Origin of the sequence: Pseudomonas sp. p106, assembly GCF_003936645.1 — a bacterium.
Lineage (GTDB): Bacteria > Pseudomonadota > Gammaproteobacteria > Pseudomonadales > Pseudomonadaceae > Aquipseudomonas > Aquipseudomonas putida_E.
Genome location: NZ_RHQR01000013.1, coordinates 1 through 22555, shown reverse-complemented (window position 1 = coordinate 22555; position 22555 = coordinate 1). Strand labels below are relative to the sequence as shown.

Below are 22555 nucleotides of genomic sequence, written 5' to 3'. Positions count from 1 at the left end.
GAGGGCTTTGCCCTCCTTTCGCGACGCAAGGCCGCTCACAAGCAGTGCAAGACAGCACCGGCAATCATGCAGGTATCACCGCTTTTGCAGTCACCCCTGCTTTCCCCAGCATCCGCTTCATCCGCCATTCAAAGGCCAGGGTCAGCGCCACCGAAGCACACGCCAGCCCCAACGCCAGCCCCCACCACACACCGACCGCACCGCCACCCAGGTTGAAGGTCAGCAACCACGCACTCGGCGCTCCGACCAGCCAGTAGCAGCAAAGCCCGATCAGGAAGGTGGTCTTGGCATCTTTCAACCCACGGATCGAGCCCATGGCTATGGTCTGCACGCCATCGAACAGCTCGAACCAGGCCGCCACCATCAGCAAGCTCACCGCCAACTGGTAGATCGGCGCGAACGCCGGATCATTGCCATCGATGAACAGGCTCACCAGCATCTCCGGGCGTAGCCAGAACAGTGCCGCGAAGGCGAACATGATCAGCGCGCCAAAGCTGATGCCGACCCGCCCGGCACTGCGCGCCGCCAGCAGGTTGCCGGCACCGTAATACAGCCCTACCCGCATGGTCACTGCATACGAGAGCCCGGTCGGCACCATGAACGCGGTCGAAACGATCTGCAGGGCAATCTGGTGGGCCGCAAGCTCGGTGCTGCCAAGCACACCCATGCACAGGGCGGCAAAGGCGAACAGGCCAACCTCCACCATGTAGGTGCCCCCAATCGGCAAGCCCAGGCGCCACAGCTCGCGCAAGGCCGGCAGCGAAGGGCGCGACAGGCCCTTGCGCAGTGGGTAGGCCGCGTAAGCCGGGTGCCAGCGGATGTACAAGGCCAGCGCGATGGCCATGCCCATCGACACCACGGCGGTGACCAGGCCGATGCCCATCAGGCCAAGCTTGGGCAGGCCGAACATGCCTTCGATCAGCGCGACGTTGAACAGGTAGTTGAGCACCGTGCCGACCAGGCTGATGACCATCACCGGGGTCGAGCGGCCCAAGGCGCTGGTGAAGCCGCGCAGGGCCATGAAAGTCAGGTAGCCCGGTAACGCCAGTGGCAACAGGGTAAGGAACTCGGTGGCCGCAGCAACGTTTTCAGGCTGTTGGCCGAACAGCAGTAACACCGGTTTCAGGTTCCACAGCGCCAGTGCGGCCACCAGCGCCAGCCCCCAGGCCAGCCACAAACCGTTTTGCGCCAGCCGGGTGGCGCCCTCGATGTCATTGGCACCCTTGCGGATCGCCACCAAGGTACCGACCGCGGCGATTACCCCCAGGCAGAAGATCGACACGAACGAATAGCTCGCCGCCCCCAGCCCGCCGCCGGCCAGCGCCTGGGGGCTGATGCGGGCCATCATCAGGGTGTCGGTCAGCACCATCAGCATGTGCGCCAACTGCGAGGCAACCAGCGGCCCGGCCAAGCGCAGCAAAGCCTTGAGTTCTGTGGTGGGCGCAACGTGCATGGGGGCGGTCCTTCCGACTCTGTGAGCGAGGGACGATTCTGAGGCTTCGGTCAACTTTGCACAAAAGGATAAAAACGATGATTGGCATGAGTTGAACTCATGCATATATGATTCTACGCATTCCTTCTCTGCCCCGTATGCAGGTGCCATATGTCCCGTCAGCTGCCTGCGCTGTATGCGCTGCGCGCATTCGAAGCCGCCGCCCGGCTCAGCTCGTTCACCCGTGCCGGCCAGGAGCTTTCGATCACCCAGAGTGCGGTCAGCCGACACATCCGTACCCTGGAGGAGCACTTTGCCTGCCGCCTGTTCATCCGCAGCGGCCGCAGCCTGCAATTGACCGAAGCCGCGCGGGTGCTGCTGCCCGGCGTGCGTGAGGGCTTTGCCGCGCTGGAGCGCGCGTGCGACACCTTGCGCGGTGAGGACGACATATTGCGCATGAAGGCGCCGTCGACGCTGACCATGCGCTGGCTGCTGGCACGCCTGAGCCAGTTCCGGCACTTGCAGCCGGGCAATGAAGTGCAATTGACTAGCGCCTGGATGGATGTCGACCACGTGGACTTCAACCAGGAACCTTTCGACTGCGCGGTATTGCTCAGTGACGGCGTTTTTCCGCCGGACTGGGAGGTACGCCGGCTGTTTTCCGAGCTACTGATCCCGGTGGGCGCGCCCGAGCTGCTCAAGGAAGGCCCTTTGGACGAACGCCGGCTGGCCGGGATCGAACTGCTGCACCCGACCCCCGACAAGCGTGACTGGCGCGAATGGCTGGAGCGCATGGGGCTGGCAGACACTGTTTCACTCAAGGGTGGGCAGGTGTTCGACACGCTGGAACTGGGGATGATCGCGGCGGCGCGTGGCTACGGGATATCCATGGGTGACCTGCTGATGGTCGCCGAAGATGTCGCGCATGGTCGTTTGAGCCTGCCATGGCCGACGGCGGTGCCCAGCGGCATGGATTATTACCTGGTGTGGCCGCGGACCCGGCCGGGTGGTGAGCGGTTGCGGCGGTTGAGCGTGTTTTTGCAGGAAGAGGCGCAGGCGGTGAATTTGCCGGCTGTGCAGATCCTGCCGGCTATTTGATTGCCTGCACTGGCCCTGTCGCCGGCAAGCCGGCTCCTACAGGTGGGGCGGTGCAGACGAAGAAAACGTTTGCGAATATCCGGGTCCGACACTCAAGTATTTGCCAGCGACGCCGATCTAGTTGCACCAGCGTCCCGGAAGAGGGCGCGATTCTCCGTTGACAACAGCGGTCGGTCGGGGTGATCAGGATGATCCGGGCCGCCTGCCAGGAGCTTCCCATGTCTCAACCGCGTGCCCGAATCGCCTCGCAGCTTGGTATCGCCCTCGCCATCGTGCTGGCGCTGGTGATCACCGGCAGTACTCTGTTCGCCCTGCGTTCCCTGGACGACGCCAACCTCACCACTCGCCAGGAACACCTGGCCAGTGAAGCGCGACTGTTGGCCGATCAGCTTGAAACCTTCCACGGTTCGCTCAAGGACAACACCCAGCGCCTGAGCGGCCTGTTCGAGCGCCGCTTCGTTTCGGGGCTGTCGCTGCATGCCGGAGAAACCGTGCAGGTGGCCGGCCAGGCCACGCCGGCGCTGTACCTGGGTGATCACCTGCTCAACAACGACTTCCAGCAGGTCGATGAATTTCAGCAGATGACCGCAGGTGTAGCGACCCTGTTCGTACGCAGCGGCGACGACTTTGTACGCATCAGCACCAACCTGAAAAAGCAGGATGGCAGCCGGGCCATCGGCACCCAGCTCGACCGCCAGCACCCGGCCTACGCGAAACTGATGGCTGGGCAGACCTACGTCGGCCGTGCCCTGCTGTTCGAGCGCAATTACATGACCCGCTATGTGCCGGTGACCGATGGCAGCGGCCGGGTGATCGCGGTGCTGTTCGTTGGCTTCGACTATACCGACGCGCAAAACGCGCAGTTCGCCAACCTCAAGCGCTTCCGTATTGGCGATACCGGCTCGCTGGCATTGCGCGACGAGCAGGGCAAATGGCTGGTGCCCCCGGCCAATGCCGACCAGCCTCTGTACAGCGCTTCTGCGCCCTTTGCCGAAGGCCCCTGGACGGTAGTCGCCAGCATGCCCTTGGAAGAAATCCGCGCGGTGACCTGGGATGTTGGCTTGCGCCTGGCCATCGGCAGTTTGCTGGCGATGTTGCTGGCAGTGGCCGCCACGCTGTGGCTGCTGCGCCGCAAGTTGCGCCCGCTGGATGACCTGGTGCGCCAGGCCGAGGCGCTGGGCGCAGGCGACCTGAGCGCCCGCCTGGCCGTGACCAGCCATGACGAGATCGGCCAGCTGGCACGCAGCTTCAACAAAATGGGCGAAGCCTTGGCGACCATGGTCGAACACATTCGCGGGGCCTCCGAGCAGGTCAGCGGCCGCGCCCGCTCGCTGTCTGGCCTGTCGGCCGGTGCCTGCGAAGGCATGGACCAGCAGTCCGGCGAAATCACCAGCATGGCCGGTGCGGTAGAGGAGTTCAGCGCCACCTCGATGAACATCGCTGACAACATGGCGGGCACCGAGCGCATGGCCCGTGACAATGCCCAGCAGACCCGTATTGGCCGTAGCGCGATGGATGAAGCGTCGAGTTCGTTGCGCCAGATCGCCGAGGCACTGGGTGGCACTGCAACCGTGATGGACACACTGGGTGCACGCTCCCAGGAAATCGGCGGCATTGTCGGGGTGATTACCGCCATTGCCGAACAGACCAACCTGCTGGCGCTCAACGCGGCCATCGAAGCGGCGCGCGCAGGGGAGCAGGGCCGTGGATTTGCCGTGGTGGCTGACGAGGTACGTGGCCTGGCAGCCCGTACGCGTCAGGCGACCGATGAAATCTCCGTGATGATCGCCAGTATCCAGCAGCAGACCGGCCATGCCATCAGCACCCTGGAGCAGGGCAATCAGTTGATGCAGGAAGGCCTGGCACGCAACGACAAGGTGGCCGAGGCGCTGGCGCGTATTGACGAGCAAAGCCGCGTCGCGGGTGAGCAGTTTACCGTGATCAGCACTGCCACCCAGGAACAAAGCAGCACCGCAACCGTGCTCAGCCGCAACCTGCAGAGCATTGCCCAGGCCAACAGCGAACAGCGTGACGTGGCCAATGAGCTGGCCTTTACCGCAAAGGAGCTGGAAGGGCTGGCGGCGCAGTTGCGCCAGGAAGTCGATCGGTTTCGTTAAAACCCCAGGGGCCGCTGCTACACCCCCCCGGTAGGAGCGGCCTCGTGTCGCGAAGGGGGCGCAAGGCGCCCCCAACAATCCTGACCCTTACCCCAACGCCAGGTTCAACGCCTGCGCACAAGCCTGCAACGAGCGCTGCTCACTCTGCGCATACAACGCCAGCTCATCCTGCACCTGCAGCCCCAACGCCGCCTCGAAGGCCTCGCGGTTGGCGTTGCTGCCATACTCCGCCTGGGCATCGTCACCCAGGTTGGACTGGAAGATCCCCGCCGCACTCACCGGCAAGAAGTCCTCGTAGACCAGCGCCTCGAAGTGCACATGGCCCGCCTCGATCAAACCCTCCAAAGTGGTCGGGCGATCAGCCTGCTCGCGTGCAGCCAGGCCCTTTTCGGTCGCGAAATAGCGGAAGTACGCCAGCCCTTGCTCACGCATCTGCGCCAGGTCATCCGGGAACTCGGCAAACTGCTCTTTTAGCAGTGCCATGTAGCGCTCGGCATTGGCCTCGGCCGGTGCACCGCCCAAGGCTGCACGGGTAGCGTCGAGCAGCTTGTCATACAGCTGCCGGCCTTTGGGCGTGAGTGCCGCGCCGCGCTGCTCGATCTCGCCGAAACGTGCGGTGTGGCTGCCTTCGCTACCGTGTTGGTCACTGAACGCAACCTTCTCCTGCAGTGCCTTGAAGCTGGTCTGGCGCAGCAGGATCGGGTGGCGGCGAGTGGGCGGGCCTTCGACAACGGCTTTGGGCGGGATACCCTTGGCCGGCATGCCCAACTGGATCGCATCGATGTCCAGGGTGCGCGGGGTCAGGTGATTGATGTGCGGCCCCTTGAACGCCACCACGTCAGCGATCAGGCGGTGCTGGTCGTGCAACTGCTGGTATTGCTCGGCGGTGACCGTTGCATCCTTGTGCCAGCGGAAGGTATGCAGGGCTTGCTGCACGAACGCTTCGGCGTCGGCCGCGTTCAGGCCGCCATCGCGCTCGCACTGGGCGATCAGCTCAAGGGCGCGGGCGGTGAAGATCTTGCGCTTGGCCAGGAGGGTCTGTGCCAACTCACGCAGTGCGGGATTGTCGATCAGTTCCAGGCGCAGCAGTGAGGTGAATACGCGGAACGGGCTGATGTGCAGTGCCTGTTCGTGCACGGCGCGAAACGCAGTGGAGTGCACAGGCACGCCGGCGCTGCTGAGGTCGTAATACCCGACCGGTTGCATGCCCATGACCGCGAACAACCGGGCGATGGTGGCCAGCTCTTGTGCTGTGCCGACGCGTATGGCGCCGTGGCGCTCCTGGTCCAGGCGCTCGACCTCGCCGGTCCAGCGCAGGGCCTGGGCCACCTCTGGCTGCTGGGCCATGACCTGCTGGTTGATTTCGCTCACCAGCTCCAGCAGCGTGCCGTACAGCGGCACTTCCTGTTTGTACATGAGCGACATGGCGGCAGAGAACTGCGCGCGGATGCTGTCGGGGCTGACGAAATCGTGGGCGGGCATCGCTAGCTTCCTGGTTGGGTTCGGACGCTTACATGAAAGCTGGGAATGCACTATGGCCACAAGCGAAAAAAAGTGGGTGTGTCATTCCTTTTTTGATCGACCTTCAGGGCCGTTCGCGACACAAGGCCGCTCCTGCTGTTTGTAGGAGCTGCCTTGTGTCGCGAATGGGCCGCAAAGCGGCCCCGGCAATCTCAAGCCTGAAGCTGCTCATGAATCCATTCCACCAATGCCCGCACCTTGGGCACCTCCGCCGCATGTTCGGCATACGCCAAGTAATGCGCCCCGGCACTGTTCATCGCATGATTCCAAGGAATGACCAGGCTACCCTCGCTTAACTCTTTCGCCGCCAGATAGCGCGGCACCAGCGCCACCCCGCACCCGGACTGCGCTGCGCTCAACGCCATATAGAACGTATCGAAGCGCGGCCCGTGATAGGCGCTGACGCTCTGCAAACCCAGCTCCAGGAACAACTCATGCCAGGCCTCCGGCCGCGAGGTGCTTTGCAGCAGCACCAGGTCGGCCAGTTCTGCAGCATCGCCCAGCGTGCGCCCGGCCAGCAGCTCCGGCGCACACACCGGCACCACTTCCTCACGGAACAGCTCCACGCAGGTCGCCCCCGGCCAGGTGCCTTGCCCATAGAAAAACACCACATCCGCCGAGCCCTGCAGCAAGGCAAACGGCTCCATCTCGTTACGGATGTCCAGGTGGATATTCGTGTGGCGCTTGCCAAAGCCTTTGAGGTGCGGGATCAACCAGCGCACGCCAAAACTCGGTTGAGTGGCTACCTTCAATATCTCGGTCTGCTCGCCATAGGTCAGAACGTAGCGGCTGGACATGTCCACCTGCGTGAGGATCTTGTTGACCTCGGCCAGGTACAGGCTGCCGGCGGGGGTCAATTGCAGGCGCCGGCGGATACGCAGGAACAGGTGGTGGCGCAGCATCTCTTCGAGCTGTGCGACCTGCTTGCTGACCGCGCTCTGGGTCAGGTGCAGCTCTTCGGCGGCGCGGGTAAAGCTCAGGTGGCGGGCTGCAGCTTCGAAGCACTGCAGGGCGGTCATGGAAGGCACCAGGCGTTTGGACATAGCGGTCTCTGCGGCTCAAATCATTACCTGACGGAATGATATGCGGAATAAAGGTCGTTTGTTGCGCTGGTGTGATCGGATTAATACTGATCCACATCATTTTTCCACCCCATCACCCGATGTAGGAGAAGCACAATGGTTGCTGGATTGCTCGAGCGCCTTGGCGTTGCCGCCACGGCTTACACCCAGGGCGACTACCCTGTTCACACCCCGATCGACGGTAGCCAGATCGCCTCGGTGAAACTGCTTGGCAAGGCCGAGACCACCGCCCGCATCGGCCAGGCGCAGAGTGCCTTCGAAGCCTGGCGCAGCGTGCCGGCCCCGCGCCGTGGCGAACTGGTGCGCCTGTTCGGTGAAGTGCTGCGTGAACACAAGGCCGACCTGGGCGAACTGGTCTCGATCGAAGCCGGCAAGATCACTCAGGAAGGCCTGGGTGAAGTCCAGGAAATGATCGACATCTGCGATTTCGCCGTTGGCCTGTCCCGTCAGCTGTACGGCCTGACCATCGCGTCCGAGCGCCCTGGCCACCACATGCGTGAAAGCTGGCACCCGCTAGGCGTGGTCGGCGTGATCAGCGCTTTCAACTTCCCGGTGGCCGTATGGGCCTGGAACACCGCGCTGGCCCTGGTGGCCGGTAACTCGGTGGTGTGGAAGCCTTCCGAGAAGACCCCGCTGACCGCCCTGGCATGCCAGGCGCTGTTCGAAAAAGCCCTGAAAGCCTTTGGCGATGCCCCGGCTGGCCTGGCACAGCTGGTCATCGGTGGCCGCGAAGCCGGCGAAGCCCTGGTGGATGACCCGCGCGTGCCGCTGGTCAGCGCTACTGGCAGCACCCGCATGGGCCGTGAAGTCGGCCCGCGCGTTGCTGCCCGTTTCGGCCGCAGCATCCTGGAACTGGGCGGCAATAACGCAATGATCCTGGCGCCGAGCGCCGACCTGGACCTGGCCGTGCGTGGCATCTTGTTCTCCGCTGTGGGCACCGCCGGCCAGCGCTGCACCACCCTGCGCCGGCTCATCGTGCACCGCTCGATCAAGGACGAAGTGGTTGCCCGCATCAAAGCGGCTTACGGCAAAGTGCGCATCGGTGACCCACGTAAAGACAACCTGGTGGGCCCGCTGATCGACAAGCTGTCGTTCGATGCCATGCAGGGCGCGCTGGCCAAGGCCCGCGACGAGGGTGGCCAGGTATTCGGTGGCGAGCGTCAGCTGGCCGACCAGTTCCCGAACGCCTATTACGTTTCGCCGGCCATCGCCGAGATGCCCGCGCAGAGCGATGTGGTGCGCCATGAAACCTTCGCGCCGATCCTCTACGTGCTGGCCTACGATGACTTCGAAGAGGCCCTGCGCCTGAACAACGAAGTGCCACAAGGCCTGTCGTCGTGCATCTTCACTACTGACATCCGTGAGGCCGAGCGCTTCCAGAGCGCCTCGGGCAGCGACTGCGGCATCGCCAACGTCAACATCGGCACCAGCGGTGCCGAGATCGGCGGTGCATTCGGTGGCGAGAAGGAAACCGGCGGTGGTCGTGAGTCGGGTTCCGATGCCTGGAAAGGCTACATGCGTCGCCAGACCAACACCGTGAACTACTCGCGTGAGCTGCCGCTGGCGCAGGGTATCGTGTTCGACTGATGCTGCATGGCCGGGGGCTTTGCCCCCGTTTCGCCGGCAAGCCGGCTCCCACAGGGTTCGGTGCGATCCTTGTGGGAGCTGGCTTGCCGGCGACAGGGCTGCGCAGCAGCCCCAACAAGAACAATATCGCTGGAGCCGGCCATGTCCGAACTGCGTCAACAATGCTTGTGGGAACACGTCAGCCAACCGACCGTCGCCGCCCAGGCCCTGGCCGGTGAGCACAAGGCCGACGTCTGCGTCATCGGCGGCGGCATTACCGGCCTGTCGGCGGCCATCCACCTGCTCGAACAGGGCAAGTCGGTGATCCTGCTGGAGGCCTGGAAGATCGGCCACGGCGGCTCCGGGCGCAACGTTGGCTTGGTCAATGCCGGCACCTGGATCCGCCCAGACGATGTCGAGGCGACTCTAGGCCAGAAGCAGGGCAGCCGCCTGAACAAAGTGCTCGGTGAGGCCCCTGGCGAAGTGTTCGCCATGATCGAGCGCCTTGGCATCGACTGCCAGGCACAGCACAAAGGCACCCTGCACATGGCGCACAACGCCACAGGCATCGCTGACCTCGAAGCACGCCATGAACAGTGGCGCCGCCGCGGTGCCGATGTGGAGTTGCTGACCGGCGCCCAGTGCCAGGAATACTGCGGCACCGACAAGATTTCCGCCGCGCTGCTAGACCGCCGCGCCGGCACCATCAACCCCATGGGTTACACACAGGGCCTGGCCGCTGCGGTTGCGCGCCTGGGTGGCAAACTGTTCCAGCAATCGGCCGTCGAAGGCCTGGAGCGCGACGGCGATGCCTGGCGGGTCAAGACTGCACGCGGTTCGGTGCGCGCCGACAAGGTCGTGATCTCCACCGGCGCGTACACCGAGGGCGACTGGAGCAACCTGCAAAAGCAGTTTTTCCGCGGTTACTACTATCAGGTGGCCTCCAAACCGCTGCACGGCGCTGCAGCCGACAAGGTCCTGCCCCATGGTCAGGGCTCGTGGGACACCCGCACGGTGCTCAGCAGCATCCGCCGCGATGATCGAGGCCGTCTGCTGCTCGGCAGCCTTGGACGGGTCGACAACAAGCCTGCGTGGTTCGTGCGCAGTTGGGCTGACCGTATCCAGAGCCATTACTACCCGGAGCTGGGCAAGGTCGAGTGGGAGATGCACTGGACCGGCTGCATCGACTTCACCCCCGACCACCTGATGCGCCTGTTCGAGCCGGCGCCCGGGTTGGTCGCGGTGACGGGCTACAACGGGCGGGGCAATACCACGGGCACCGTGATTGGTCGGGCGTTCGCCGAGTTTCTGCTCAAGGGTGAGGCGGACAGCCTGCCGATCCGGTTCTCGCCGATGACCGGGGTGAGTGCGCCGTCGTTGCGCACGGCGTTCTACGAGTCCGGGTTCTCCCTGTACCACGCGGGGCAGTGTTTGCGGGTAGTGCTGTAAGGTTGTCCCACGACACTGACTGGAGCGGCCTTGCGTCGCGAAAGGGGCGCGCAGCGGCCCCAGGTATTCAGCGGCGCTGCAGTAATTGCCCGGGCTGCTATGCAGCCCTTTCGCGACGCAAGGCCGCTCCTACAAATAAGGCCGTGCGGGAAATCAGTTTATCTGTGCAACCAGCTGAGGAAGCCACCTTTCTTGATCAGGGTCGGCTTCTGCAGCAACAAAGACTCCCGGCTCTGCCGCCGGAACCGCTGTAATTTGGTCAACGCCGTCTGCACCTCGCCGCGCTGTACCAGGCAGGTACGCACCTGCTCCTTTTCGATGCGATACAGCACGCAGCTGGTCAGGGTACGGAATTCGGCAAACGAGTCATCCTCATCGATGATGCCCTCGATCCCCAGCACTTCCCCTGGCCCCATGCGCCCGGCTTCCAGCAATTTGTCGCCATCGCGTATCGCCGCCGAAACCACCCCGCTACCGATCACCAGCAAATGATCGGAATGCTCGCCAACGCCCAGAATCACTTGGTCTGCCAGGTACTCGACGGCAGTCATGCGCTGGCTCAAGGCATCGCGCTCCTCGTCAGTCAGCGAACGGAACACCCGTACCTCGTCCAGCACTTCACGCTGACGGCTGCGCGGCGGCATGGCCAGGTCAACGTTCCACATCACGCCACTGGCCTCCAGGTGCCGATGTGCCAGGTCGAACAGCTGGTTGCGCGCCTCGGTCTTGCCACCCATGTCGGCGACAAAGCCGCTGGCTTCGTACTCCACCGACTCCAGCGTGGAGGCCTTCACCGTGACCTTCGGCTTGGGTGAGGCAAGAATGGCGCTGGTGCCCTGCAACGCCTTTTCCAGCGCATCGAACACCCGTTTAGGCCGCACTTTGGCCGGCACCACCACACTGACCGACACCCCATGCACATCGGCCGGGCGGCTGTGGTTGAGCAACTTGGCCTTGGCCGCCACCGAGTTGGGGATCACCGCCAGGCTGCCTGAGCCCGTGAGCAGGCGCGTTGCTCGCCAGTCGATGTCCAGCACCTTGCCTTCGGTACCGTCGATGGAGATCGAGTCGCCGATCTGGTAGGGCCGCGTGGTATTCAACACGATGCCACTGAACACGTCGGCCAAGGTGCTTTGCAGCGCCAGGCCGATGACGATGGCCATGACCCCGGAGGTGGCCAACAGGCCCTTCACCGGCAGCTGCATCACATAGCCCGCAGCGGCCACCACGGCCGCGAGGAAGATCAACGCCCCCAGCACATCCTGCAGCAACCGCCCGCCATGGCTGCCGCGCGCCACTAGCAGCAGGCCGAACACCACCGTCACCGTACGCGCGCCAAACAGCCACCAGCCGATCGCCAGCACCGTGGCCATCAGGTTGCGCGACACATCGTCGACCCAGGGTGGGGGCTGCAGCGGGCTCATGCCGGCGGCCACCAGTACCCAGCTGAACAGCACGAACGTCAACAACCGCGTGCCGATGCGCAAGGCCCGGCGCTGTGGGGGGATCAGTTGCCAGAGCACGAGGTCGAGCAGGATCAGGATTGTGCCGAGCAACAACGGGGACGACTGGATGAACGCCAGCATGGAGGTCTCGGGGGGGGAGGAGAGTTGTGCGTAGTAATAGAGCAGGTTGAGGTGGCAGGCAATGGGGCGATCTCGATTCGAAGTGCCAGGCCGTTGACCGGTCTCGACAACGGCTTGCCTTGTTCTCGATGTTTTTCACTCCCGATTTATACAGGTTATAGGATGAAGCCATTTACAATCAGCCAAGTGAAGCCAACTATATTAAACCAAGCGGCGATTACCATCCTTGTTCTCAGGCCTTTGGGGAACTCTAGATAGTCCTGAGCATCCAGTGATCCTCGGCGAATCCTGGCGTTAGGGAACATGAGTTCGCTCGATATCGCGGAGACGATGAGAACTCTGGATTTTAAGCCTTGCTGTCCACATAGGCCTTTCGCAAAGGGTAGACAATCACTCCTTTGAAGTGCTGAAGTCATTACTTTGAAGTCCCGGCTGCAAGCAATATAGAGGTCTAATGAGAGCCCGATCAAGCCAAGACAGAATGGAGCTGCCAGTAAAAAGAGCCTAACGTTGACGTCGAGTGTCTCAGTCATCGTGGAAAGTCTCGAAGATCAGGTCCGCAAGTTCCTCGCCATACTTCATCCCTTTAGTGCTGCCGTAGTAAGCTCCAGCTCCGGTCATGGCTATGCCGCATATGAATACGCCTTTAGGATGTCCGACTCTCCAGCAAACTTTTAAAGCAGCTCTAATTCCCGCCTGGCCTCCAACCCAGCCCCCGGCTAAACCGCTGGAAAAATTCCCTGCCTCAGTGACTTTGACTTTTTCGCAGGCCCTGGCATCGCCCGCTCGGCATACATCAGATATTTTCACTATCGAGCCAACACCTCCAATAGCAACGCCTATATGTCCCCCTGCCTTCAAATACTTGGAAATGCTTGCCAATTTATCCAGGTGTGTTGAATATCCGGGGATCTGGCCAGGTATCCCTGCTTTGCTCCAATGATGAACCAGGCTTTTTGATGAGATGCCCAAGTCCCGACGCAGTCTTTCATAGTTGCCAAGGTTCAGGCGCTTATTCAGAACAGTCGCTTTCAGGGTCGTATCTAATTGCTTGAGGAGTTTCATACGTTCAGCGAAAAACTCACGACTGCGCAGGTGCCCGTGCTTGGCAAATTGTTGCTGATGCAACTCTTCGATCTTTCGCAAGATGTGGTTTATGTCACTCACCGACTTTGCCATCATCGCTTCGCTCACTCCGACTGAGAGGCTCACTTCACTGAGCCATCCTGCAATTTCAGCCTGATGCCGCACCATGAAATCCGCCTCTTCCGGCGTCAGGCTTGCCAACGCCTCCCGCGCCTGTTTCGCCGCGCTCATCGCATGCAGCTCTTCGCGCGTACAGACCGGTCGGCTGAGGCCGTCGCCAATGATGAATAGTTCGCCCGCTTTGAAACCCTGTTGATAGGTAGGATTCAGGCGCTCCAGGTTGGAGCGCGGCAGATTGGCCTGTGGAGCGCCGAGTTCAACCAGGATTTCCTGGTAGGTCATGCAGCGCGGGACGATGAAGAAACCTGGCTCTAAGGTATCCACCGGGGAGCTTGCAACATTTCGTCTGAAGCGAGTAGGCAGTGAATCCGCTTCATGTGGTGTTGGGCTTGCTTCAGCAGACCTGGCCACGGATGTTGGCTTGGACGGGGAGGAATCCCCCAAGGGCGCGATTACCCGGCATCCATCCGGACAACCGCAGGCTACTCGAGCTCCATCCATTGCGGCCAGCCGGCCAGCAACCACGAACCCTGGCATCCCTTCCACGATGGTGCCGCTCTTGTCGCAGGCCGGACAAGGGGTAGTCACGTCGCCTTCGCGCAGTACCCGGCGACCACCAACGCGGAAGCTGCCGATGCTGGCAAGGCAGGTAGCGCCCGTCGTGGTGCGATCACCCTCCAGTGCTTGGCCTCTGCCATTCATCTTGATGCGACTCATATCCAGGTCCTAGGCAAACCTGGAAGCTAGCACCCCGCAATAGGCCTAGAGGTCACTTGAAGATGCTTTGGGAAACGTCCTACGCAGACTAGAGAAAACTCTCCGCCTTCTGCTCTCGGGGAGTCCTGCGAGAGCTTGCCCGTCTTCAATGTGCCGGCAAATCCAAGGCTAGATCATCGTTCACAAAATAGAACGCTATAGCCAAAAATCACTATCTACCGCTCCAAAGGTGATGGTTTTAATCTTCTCCCATCAACGCGAAACACCCAACTTACTGAACATCAAAACCCTTAGGAGCACGACCATGACCAACTTCAAATACAACCGCCTGAACAAAGACGACGCCGCTGTTCTGCTGGTCGACCACCAGGCTGGCCTGCTGTCCCTGGTCCGTGACATCGAGCCGGATGCGTTCAAGAACAACGTGCTGGCCCTGGCTGACCTGGCCAAGTTCTTCAACCTGCCGACCATCCTCACCACCAGCTTCGAACAAGGCCCTAACGGCCCGCTGGTACCAGAACTCAAAGCACTGTTCCCGGACGCCCCATACATCGCCCGCCCTGGCCAGATCAACGCCTGGGACAACGAAGACTTCGTCAAGGCAGTGAAGGCCACCGGCAAGAAGCAGCTGATCATCGCCGGTGTAGTGACCGAGGTGTGTGTGGCGTTCCCGGCGCTGTCGGCACTGGAAGAAGAGTTCGAGGTGTTCGTGGTGACCGATGCCTCCGGCACCTTCAATGCCATGACCCGCGACGCCGCCCACGACCGCATGAGCCAGGCTGGCGCACAACTGATGACCTGGTTCGGCGTGGCATGTGAGCTGCACCGCGACTGGCGCAACGACGTTGAAGGCCTGGCGGCGCTGTGCTCCAACCACATTCCGGATTACCGCAACCTGATGACCAGTTACAACGCCTTCAACGCCGGCAAGTAAGCCGACCGCCCCGGGCACCGACAGCGGTGCCCGCGCAGGGCAGCACACCCATCCAATCCTGCGCCCGTCCGTTGTTGCACAGTGGATGCGGGCAAGCTCATCCCAAGGAACGCCGATGAACACCGCACTCCAAGACAACCGCAACGTGGTGACCCTGGTCATCCAGCACAAGGTCCGCGCCCAGGCGCTGGCCAGCTACGAGGCTTGGCTCAAGCGTACGGTCAGCACCGCACGGCGGCAGCCGGGGCACCTGGATGTCAATGTGATCCGCCCGGACGACGGCGGGCTGCACTTCACCACCGTGGTGCGCTTCGCAGAGGCCAGCCTGCTGCAGGCCTGGGTCAACTCCAGCGAGCGCCAGACGCTGGTCAACGAAGTACTGCCGCTGCTCGAAGGCGGCGACCACACCCAGGTGCACGAAGACCCGGAGTTCTGGTTCACACCGCCCAGCACTACCTCCGCGCAACCGCCGCGCTGGAAGCAGGCGCTGCTGACCTACCTGGTGATCTGCCCGATGACCATGATCATCCCGCAACTGCTGGCGCCGTTTTTCGCACGCTTCCCACAACTGGGCGGGGTGATCACCGGCAACCTGATCGTCAACCTGTTCGTCATCCTGCCCGTGGTGTTTTTCATCATGCCGTGGGTAACCCGTCGCTGCGCCAACTGGCTGCGCAGCTGATCAATTTTTGACCTCGACACTTTCAAGGAGATACCGACATGACTACGCTCGTTACCCGCGATGGCACTTCGATCTATTACAAGGACTGGGGCACCGGCAAGCCCGTGTTGTTCAGCCATGGCTGGCCGTTGGATGCCGACATGTGGGACTCGCAGATGGAGTACCTGGCTAGCCGCGGCTACCGCGCCATTGCCTTCGACCGTCGTGGTTTCGGCCGTTCGAGCCAGCCGTGGAACGGTTATGACTACGACACGTTCGCTGACGACATCGCCCAGCTGATCGAGCACCTCGACCTGCGCGACGTGACCCTGGTGGGCTTCTCCATGGGTGGCGGCGACGTCAGCCGCTACATTGCCCGCCACGGCAGCGAACGCGTTGCCGGCTTGGTGCTGCTGGGCGCGGTGACGCCGGTGTTCGGCAAGCGTGACGACAACCCGGACGGTGTCGATACCTCGGTATTTGACGGCATCAAGGCTGGACTGCGGGCGGATCGTGCGCAGTTCATCGCCGATTTCGCCACGCCGTTCTATGGGCTGAACCATGGGCAGCAGGTGTCTCAGGGTGTGCAGACGCAGACCCTGAACATTGCCCTGATGGCTTCGATAAAGGGCACGCTGGATTGTGTGAGTGCGTTCTCCGAGACCGACTTTCGCCCGGACATGGCCAAGATCGATGTGCCGACCTTGGTGATCCACGGTGACGACGATCAGATCGTACCGTTCGAGACCACCGGAAAGCGGGCTGCGGAGTTGATTCGCGGGGCTGAGCTGAAGGTGTACAGCGGGGCGCCGCACGGGTTTGCAGTGACCCATGCGCAGCAGCTCAATGAAGACCTGTTGGCGTTCCTGAGCCGCTGAATAAGCGGGGGCCGCGTTGCGGCCCATCGCCGGCCCCGGCAGCACAAAATGTGAACAGGGCTAACCTTCATCAACTCACCGCACACCCCTGCAATCCCTGGCCAGGCTTGAACCGGCATGCTCCGCAGTTGCTTCAGCCACCGCCGCACCCAGACGGAGAAGAAGATGTCCCAGGACCCCAACGACAAGACCCGTCGCCAGTTCCTCGCCACCAGTACCGTGCTCGGTGCCGCCGGCGCGCTCTGGTCCGCATTGCCCTTCACCGGCGCCGCCGGCTCCGCCCACGCATCCATCCAAGGAGGTTCCATGACCGCCGACCTGATCCTGTTCAACGGCAAGCTGCATACAGTCGACCGTGAAAAGCCCACAGCCACCGCCGTCGCCATCAAGGATGGCCGCTTCATTGCCGTGGGCAACGACGCCGAGGCCATGGCCCACAAGGGTGCGGCCACGCAGATCATCGACCTGAAGCAGCGCACGGTTATCCCGGGCCTGAACGACTCGCACCTGCACCTGATCCGCGGCGGCCTGAACTACAACCTTGAACTGCGCTGGGAAGGTGTACCGTCGGTGGCCGATGCCCTGCGCATGCTCAAGGACCAGGCGGCGCGTACGCCAACCCCGCAATGGGTGCGCGTGGTCGGTGGCTGGAACGAATTCCAGTTCGCCGAAAAACGCATGCCCACCCTGGAAGAAATCAACCAGGCTGCGCCCGATACCCCGGTGTTCCTGCTGCACCTGTACGACCGCGCACTGCTCAACCGCGCCGCGCTCAAGGCCGTGGGCTACAGCAAGGACACGCCAAACCCGCCGGGCGGTGAAATTCAGCGCGACAAGTTCGGCAACCCGACCGGCATGCTCATCGCCCGCCCCAACGCGATGATCCTTTACGCAACCTTGGCCAAAGGGCCGAAGCTGCCGCTGGAATACCAGGTCAACTCGACCCGCCAGTTCATGCGTGAGCTCAACCGCCTGGGCCTGACCAGCGCCATTGACGCAGGTGGCGGCTACCAGAACTTCCCTGACGACTACTCGGTGATTCAGGAGCTGGCCGACAATAACCAGCTGACCGTGCGCATCGCCTACAACCTGTTCACCCAAAAGCCCAAGGAAGAGCTGGACGACTTCAGGAAGTGGACCTCCAGCGTCAAGCTGCACAGCGGCACCGACTTCCTGCGCCATAACGGCGCCGGTGAGATGCTGGTGTTCTCCGCAGCCGACTTCGAGGACTTCCTCGAACCGCGGCCGGACCTGCCGCAAACCATGGAAGAAGAGCTGGAGCCGGTGGTGCGCCACCTGGTCGAGCAGCGCTGGCCGTTCCGCCTGCACGCTACGTACAACGAATCGATCACGCGCATGCTCGACGTGTTCGAGAAGGTCAACCGCGACATCCCTTTCAACGGGCTGCCATGGTTCTTCGACCACGCCGAGACCATTACCCCGCAGAACATCGAGCGCGTGCGTGCGTTGGGCGGTGGTATTGCCATCCAGGACCGTATGGCCTTCCAGGGTGAGTACTTCGTCGATCGCTATGGTGCGAAGGCCGCCGAGCAGACCCCGCCGATCAAGCGCATGCTCGAAATGGGTGTGCCTGTGGGCGCCGGTACCGACGCCACCCGGGTCTCCAGCTACAACCCGTGGACTTCGCTGTACTGGTTGGTCAGCGGCAAGACCGTAGGCGGTATGGAGCTGTACCCGGAAGGCCTGAGCCGCGACACCGCACTGCAATTGTTCACCCAGGGCAGCGCCTGGTTCTCCAGCGAGCAGGGCAAGAAAGGCCAGATCAAGGTTGGCCAGCTGGCGGACCTGGCGGCCCTGTCGCTGGATTTCTTCAGCGTTGATGAAGAGGCGATCAAGGGCATCGAGTCGGTACTGACTATCGTCGACGGCAAGGTGGTGTACGGCGCTGGCGAATTCGACAGGCTCGGCCCGCCACAGGTGCCGGTGCTGCCGGAGTGGTCGCCGGTGGCCAAGGTGCCGGGGCACTGGCGCGTGGGTACGCCATCACTGGCTGCAACGGTGCACCAGTGCAGCGGGCCTTGCGGGGTGCATGCGCACAGCCATGAAAAGGCGCGGCATTCGAGTGTGCCGGTGAATGACTTCCAGGGCTTCTGGGGAGCCTTGGGGTGTTCGTGCTTTGCGTTTTGAGCTGATGTAAGAAAGTGCGCTCTGCGGTAATGCCAGTCAGTTAGTTATCATGGCTGCTACGCAGCCCATCGCCGGCAAGCCGACTCCCACAGGGCCTGTAGGAGCTGGCTTGCCGGCGATGAGCCGCAAAGCGGCCTCCAATCGCTTACCTGACGGGTATCAACGCTGCCTGTTCTTGGCGATCTCGATATCGTCCATCAGCGCTTTGGCCAACAGGCTCAGATAGTCGGCTGCTGCCAGCAGCTTGTGGTCATCCTCCATGTCGCCTTCACGCACCAGGTGCTTGATGTAGCTGAGCAGCACGGATACCTGCTCGTAGGCATCGTCTATGGGAATGCCGGGTTGCACACGCAGCAGATCAGTCGGCGGGTTACCCACATCGAGGAAGGTCGCCACGCCAACGGTGGTCAGGACCTTGGGTTCGTCTGCCATGGCTTCACTCCTCGGTCCGTTGGCCAAACAGCCGAGCGTGCACGTGCTCGACCAGCGAATGGGCGATCTCGCTGGCATGCATGGCATTGCTCAGCATGTTCAGGCCAGGTTCGCCTGCGCGGGCGCGGCAGTGTTCGTCGATGGTTTCGATGACGCCGCGCAACAGCTCGCTGGCGTGGGCCAGGGCGTCGGGCGGGTACATGTCGGACTGGACGGTGAAGAATGGGGTAGTGACGGGTTTACGGCTGGGTGGATCAGGAACGATCTTCTTCATTGTGTAATTCCTTTTTTTTCAAAATGGGAACTACCACTCGAATCTTTCCCACAGATTGTGGGTGGCAGCCGTACGCGGGGTGAGAAAACCGAGGAAAAAAGGCAAAACCCGGCCGAGCCGAAGCCCGCCCACGTACGGCAACCATTACGGTGCTGCTGTTTTATCGGTCGGGTTTCTCACACCCGGTCGCCTGAGCGACCCGAAAACGTTATCCCTGAGGCATTTCCCCGACAACAGCGATACTTCAGCAGCACTCGTAGGATAATTCCCAAAAGGTCGATGCTGAAGCATTTGGTTTCAGGCTCAGAAATGTCTTACGGCTATTGGTCCTTTCGCAGGAAGCCTCGCCACGAGGTCGACCCGGACTGTCACATCAATCGGGACAATGTTTCTTGCCGCAGGCAGATTGTCTGAACCATCCGCAATCCTCAGAATTGCCCGCCACACTGTTCTAACGCTGCCCCGGCAGCTCATGGAGTTCGAGCCAATGCCACACGAAGGCAGCCTTCTGCAAACCGCGGTGATCTTCCTGCTCGCCGCCGTCCTCGCCGTCCCCCTGGCCAAACGCCTGCAACTGGGCGCCGTTATCGGCTACCTGCTGGCTGGCGTGGCCATCGGCCCACAGGCCCTGGGCCTGATCCGCGACACCGAAAGCGTGGCGCACATTTCCGAACTGGGCGTGGTCTTGCTGTTGTTCATCATAGGCCTGGAACTGTCGCCCAAGCGCCTGTGGCTGATGCGTAAGTCAGTGTTCGGCGTCGGTACTGCACAGGTGCTGCTGACCGGCGCACTCATCGGCGCCATCGCCCTGTTCGGCTTCGGCCAGTCACTCTCTGCCGCCATCGTGGTAGGCCTTGGCCTGGCCCTGTCGTCCACCGCATTGGGCCTGCAGAGCCTGGCCGAGAGCAAGCAGCTCAACGCCCCGCATGGCCGCCTGGCATTCGCCATCTTGCTGTTCCAGGACATCGCCGCGATCCCGCTGATTGCCCTGGTGCCACTGCTGGCCGCCAGCGGCCAGGACACCAGCCACGGTGACAGCCTGCAAAATGGCCTGAACGTCTTCGCCAGCATCGCTGTGGTGGTCGTAGGCGGGCGCTACCTACTGCGCCCGGTGTTCCGCATCGTGGCCCGCACCGGCCTACCGGAAGTGTCCACCGCCACCGCGCTGCTGGTAGTGATCGGCACCGCCTGGCTGATGGAGGAAGCCGGCATTTCCATGGCCCTGGGCGCCTTCCTCGCGGGCCTGCTGCTGGCCGACTCGGAATACCGGCATGAGCTGGAATCGCAGATCGAACCGTTCAAAGGCCTGCTGCTGGGGCTGTTTTTCATGAGTGTCGGCATGGGCGCAAACCTGAGCCTGCTGCTGGAAATGCCGCTGGTGCTGCTGGGCCTGACACTGTTGTTGGTGACGGTCAAACTGGTACTGCTGCTCGGCATCGGCCGTCTGGCCGGTGGCCTGCACAGCGCCAGCGCACTGCGCCTGGGGATGGTACTGGCCACCGGTGGTGAGTTCGCCTTCGTAGTGTTCAAGCTGGGCAAGGACCAGGGCCTGTTCGACACCCAGACCTACGACCTGCTGCTGATGACCATCACCCTGTCGATGGCCATCACCCCGCTGCTGATGCTCGGCTGCGCCCGCGCCCTCAAGCGCACGCAACCTGCGCGCGAAGTACCCGAGCAATACAAGGCCATCGATGCCAGTGCCCCGCGCGTGGTGATTGTCGGCATGGGCCGCATGGGGCAGATCGTCTCGCGTATCTTGCGGGCGCAGAAAATCCCCTTCGTCGCCCTGGAAACCTCGGTGGACGCCATCGAGATGACCCGCATGCTCGAACAGGCCCCGGTGTTCTACGGCGACCCGCAGCGCCCCGAGGTGCTGCATGCAGCCAAGGTCGGCGAGGCGGAGTATTTCGTCATCACCATCGACGACCCGGAAGTGACTACACGCACGGCAGAACGGGTCAAGCGCCTGTACCCTCACCTTAAAGTGCTGGCCCGCGCGCGTAACCGCCAGCATGTGCACAAGCTGGTGGACGTGGGCGCAGAGCCGATTCGCGAGACGTTCTATTCGAGCCTGGAAATGACCCGCCGGGCGCTGGTCGGGTTGGGGCTGAGCAGTGAACAGGCGGCGGACCGCATCGAGCGGTTCGCCCAGCATGACGAGGAAGTGCTGGAGGCGCAGGGGCAGGTGCGTGATGACCGGGCCAAGGTGATGCAGACGGCCAAGGAAGCGCGGGTGGAGTTGGAGCGGTTGTTTGATTCGGATGCGGATTGAGCGTCAGGCAAATTTCCGGATTGGCCAGCCTGTTCTCAAGGGCAACTGATTTAGCGCTCCGGCAAAAGCGGTAGACTGCGAAAATTGCCCTTAGCGTTCCGCCTGGAGAACGATCATTGGAAGACCTCAACTCCCTCTACTACTTCACCCAAGTGGTCGAGCACGGCGGCTTCGCCCCGGCCGGGCGGGCGCTGGACATGCCCAAGTCGAAACTCAGCCGCCGCATCGCCGACCTTGAGGACCGCCTGGGCGTGCGCCTGCTGCACCGCACCAGCCGGCACTGTTCGCTCACCGAGATCGGCCAGGCCTACTACAACCGTTGCCTGGCCATGCGCGTAGAGGCCGAGGGCGCGGCAGAAATCATCGAGCGCAACCGCAGCGAACCGCGCGGGCTGGTGCGCATCAGCTGCCCGACTACCCTGCTCAACTCCTGGGTCGGGCCAATGCTCACCCGCTACATGCTCAAGTATCCGCAGGTAGAGCTGTTCATCGAGAGCACCAACCGCCGCGTCGACCTGCTGCACGAAGGCTTCGACGTGGCGCTGCGCGTGCGCTTCCCGCCGCTGGAAAACACCGACATGGTGATGAAAGTACTGAGCAACAGCACCCAGTGCCTGGTGGGGCACCCGCAGTATCTGGAGCACTTGCCCAAGGGCTTCGACCCGCAGTTGCTCGGGACGCTGCCCAGCGTGCATTGGGGGAGCGCCCAGCGCGAGTACCAGTGGGAGCTGTTCCAGGGCGAGGACATGAGCCGCAGCATCGTGATCCCGCACACACCGCGCATGGTCACCGATGACCTGTTTGCCCTGCGCCATTTCGTGGTGGCCGGAGTTGGTATTGCGCACTTGCCACGGGTGGCGGTGCGCGAAGACCTGGCCGAAGGCCGTTTGGTGGAGCTGTTGCCGCAGTGGCACCCCCGCTGCGGCATCGTGCATGCCATCTTTCCTTCGCGGCGTGGGTTGCTGCCGTCGGTGCGGTCGCTGATCGATCACTTGGCAGAGGAATTCGCGTTCAGCGACATGGCCTAGACCAGTCGCAGCGATAGGGTCTCTAGCCGTAAGACATTTCTGAACTTGAAACCAAATGCTTCAGCATCGACCTGCTTGGGAATTATCCTACGAGTGCTGCTGAAGTATCGCTGTTGTCGGGGAAATGCCTCAGGGATAACGTTTTCGGGTC

Annotated in this window: 17 protein-coding genes and 1 pseudogene; 11 read left to right on the top strand and 7 right to left on the bottom strand. The window is 62.5% G+C overall.

What is annotated here, in order from left to right; genetic code table 11:
• Positions 1–64 precede the first annotated feature (64 nt).
• The gene (locus EGJ09_RS16575) at positions 65–1453 is read right to left on the bottom strand and encodes a NorM family multidrug efflux MATE transporter (protein WP_125924390.1); all 1389 of its coding nucleotides are present in this window, start codon (positions 1451–1453) and stop codon (positions 65–67) included.
• 150 nt (positions 1454–1603) lie between these two features.
• Here EGJ09_RS16575 and EGJ09_RS16570 point away from each other — a divergent pair, with 150 nt between their 5' ends.
• The 3 genes and pseudogenes from EGJ09_RS16570 (at position 1604) to EGJ09_RS27040 (ending at position 4647) form a co-directional block, all read left to right on the top strand.
• A complete protein-coding gene (locus EGJ09_RS16570; protein WP_125924389.1) occupies positions 1604–2530 on the top strand; it encodes a LysR substrate-binding domain-containing protein in 927 nt (308 codons plus the stop codon).
• Between the two features lie 188 nt (positions 2531–2718).
• A pseudogene (locus tag EGJ09_RS27045) lies at positions 2719–3789 on the top strand (Cache 3/Cache 2 fusion domain-containing protein); the annotation flags it as partial.
• Positions 3787–4647, top strand: a complete 861-nt coding sequence (locus EGJ09_RS27040; protein WP_371316822.1) for a methyl-accepting chemotaxis protein — start codon at positions 3787–3789, stop codon at positions 4645–4647. The pseudogene EGJ09_RS27045 and the gene EGJ09_RS27040, both read left to right, overlap by 3 nt.
• Before the next feature lie 87 nt (positions 4648–4734).
• On the opposite strand, the gene EGJ09_RS16560 is transcribed toward EGJ09_RS27040, so the two are convergent.
• Entirely contained in the window at positions 4735–6129 is a 1395-nt protein-coding gene (locus tag EGJ09_RS16560) for a VOC family protein (protein ID WP_125924387.1), read from the bottom strand.
• 191 nt (positions 6130–6320) lie between these two features.
• Positions 6321–7211: a LysR family transcriptional regulator gene (locus tag EGJ09_RS16555; RefSeq protein WP_125924386.1), complete on the bottom strand. Its 891-nt coding sequence runs from the start codon at positions 7209–7211 to the stop codon at positions 6321–6323.
• Between the two features lie 135 nt (positions 7212–7346).
• On the opposite strand from EGJ09_RS16555, the gene EGJ09_RS16550 reads away from it, so the two are divergent.
• Together EGJ09_RS16550 and EGJ09_RS16545 are read left to right on the top strand one after the other, a co-directional pair.
• Positions 7347–8837 (top strand): aldehyde dehydrogenase family protein, encoded by a 1491-nt coding sequence (locus EGJ09_RS16550; protein WP_125924385.1) that lies wholly within the window; start codon positions 7347–7349, stop codon positions 8835–8837.
• Positions 8838–8978: 141 nt separating this feature from the next.
• Entirely contained in the window at positions 8979–10265 is a 1287-nt protein-coding gene (locus tag EGJ09_RS16545) for an FAD-binding oxidoreductase (RefSeq protein WP_125924384.1), read from the top strand.
• Positions 10266–10423: 158 nt separating this feature from the next.
• Here EGJ09_RS16545 and EGJ09_RS16540 read toward each other — a convergent pair whose 3' ends face one another.
• The gene (locus EGJ09_RS16540) at positions 10424–11851 is read right to left on the bottom strand and encodes a mechanosensitive ion channel family protein (protein WP_125924383.1); all 1428 of its coding nucleotides are present in this window, start codon (positions 11849–11851) and stop codon (positions 10424–10426) included.
• Positions 11852–12376: 525 nt separating this feature from the next.
• Positions 12377–13774, bottom strand: coding sequence for a PAAR domain-containing protein (locus EGJ09_RS16530; RefSeq protein WP_125924381.1), 1398 nt, complete (start codon positions 13772–13774; stop codon positions 12377–12379).
• A 304-nt stretch (positions 13775–14078) separates the two neighbouring features.
• On the opposite strand from EGJ09_RS16530, the gene ycaC reads away from it, so the two are divergent.
• From ycaC to EGJ09_RS16510, 4 genes are all read left to right on the top strand, one after another.
• The gene (gene ycaC, locus EGJ09_RS16525) at positions 14079–14708 is read left to right on the top strand and encodes an isochorismate family cysteine hydrolase YcaC (protein WP_012312166.1); all 630 of its coding nucleotides are present in this window, start codon (positions 14079–14081) and stop codon (positions 14706–14708) included.
• Between the two features lie 115 nt (positions 14709–14823).
• On the top strand, positions 14824–15390 hold the full coding sequence (locus tag EGJ09_RS16520; RefSeq protein WP_125924380.1) for an antibiotic biosynthesis monooxygenase: 567 nt from the start codon (positions 14824–14826) through the stop codon (positions 15388–15390).
• Between the two features lie 38 nt (positions 15391–15428).
• A complete protein-coding gene (locus tag EGJ09_RS16515) occupies positions 15429–16247 on the top strand; it encodes an alpha/beta fold hydrolase (RefSeq protein WP_039604835.1) in 819 nt (272 codons plus the stop codon).
• 306 nt (positions 16248–16553) lie between these two features.
• Entirely contained in the window at positions 16554–18395 is a 1842-nt protein-coding gene (locus tag EGJ09_RS16510; protein WP_161872432.1) for an amidohydrolase, read from the top strand.
• Between the two features lie 159 nt (positions 18396–18554).
• Here EGJ09_RS16510 and EGJ09_RS16505 read toward each other — a convergent pair whose 3' ends face one another.
• Together EGJ09_RS16505 and EGJ09_RS16500 are read right to left on the bottom strand one after the other, a co-directional pair.
• Entirely contained in the window at positions 18555–18827 is a 273-nt protein-coding gene (locus EGJ09_RS16505) for a DUF3077 domain-containing protein (RefSeq protein WP_046786901.1), read from the bottom strand.
• 4 nt (positions 18828–18831) lie between these two features.
• A complete protein-coding gene (locus EGJ09_RS16500) occupies positions 18832–19101 on the bottom strand; it encodes a hypothetical protein (RefSeq protein WP_039604233.1) in 270 nt (89 codons plus the stop codon).
• Positions 19102–19588: 487 nt separating this feature from the next.
• Here EGJ09_RS16500 and EGJ09_RS16495 point away from each other — a divergent pair, with 487 nt between their 5' ends.
• Positions 19589–21376, top strand: coding sequence for a monovalent cation:proton antiporter-2 (CPA2) family protein (locus EGJ09_RS16495; RefSeq protein WP_125924378.1), 1788 nt, complete (start codon positions 19589–19591; stop codon positions 21374–21376).
• Positions 21377–21492: 116 nt separating this feature from the next.
• Positions 21493–22404, top strand: a complete 912-nt coding sequence (locus EGJ09_RS16490; RefSeq protein WP_115273303.1) for a LysR substrate-binding domain-containing protein — start codon at positions 21493–21495, stop codon at positions 22402–22404.
• Positions 22405–22555: the final 151 nt, after the last annotated feature.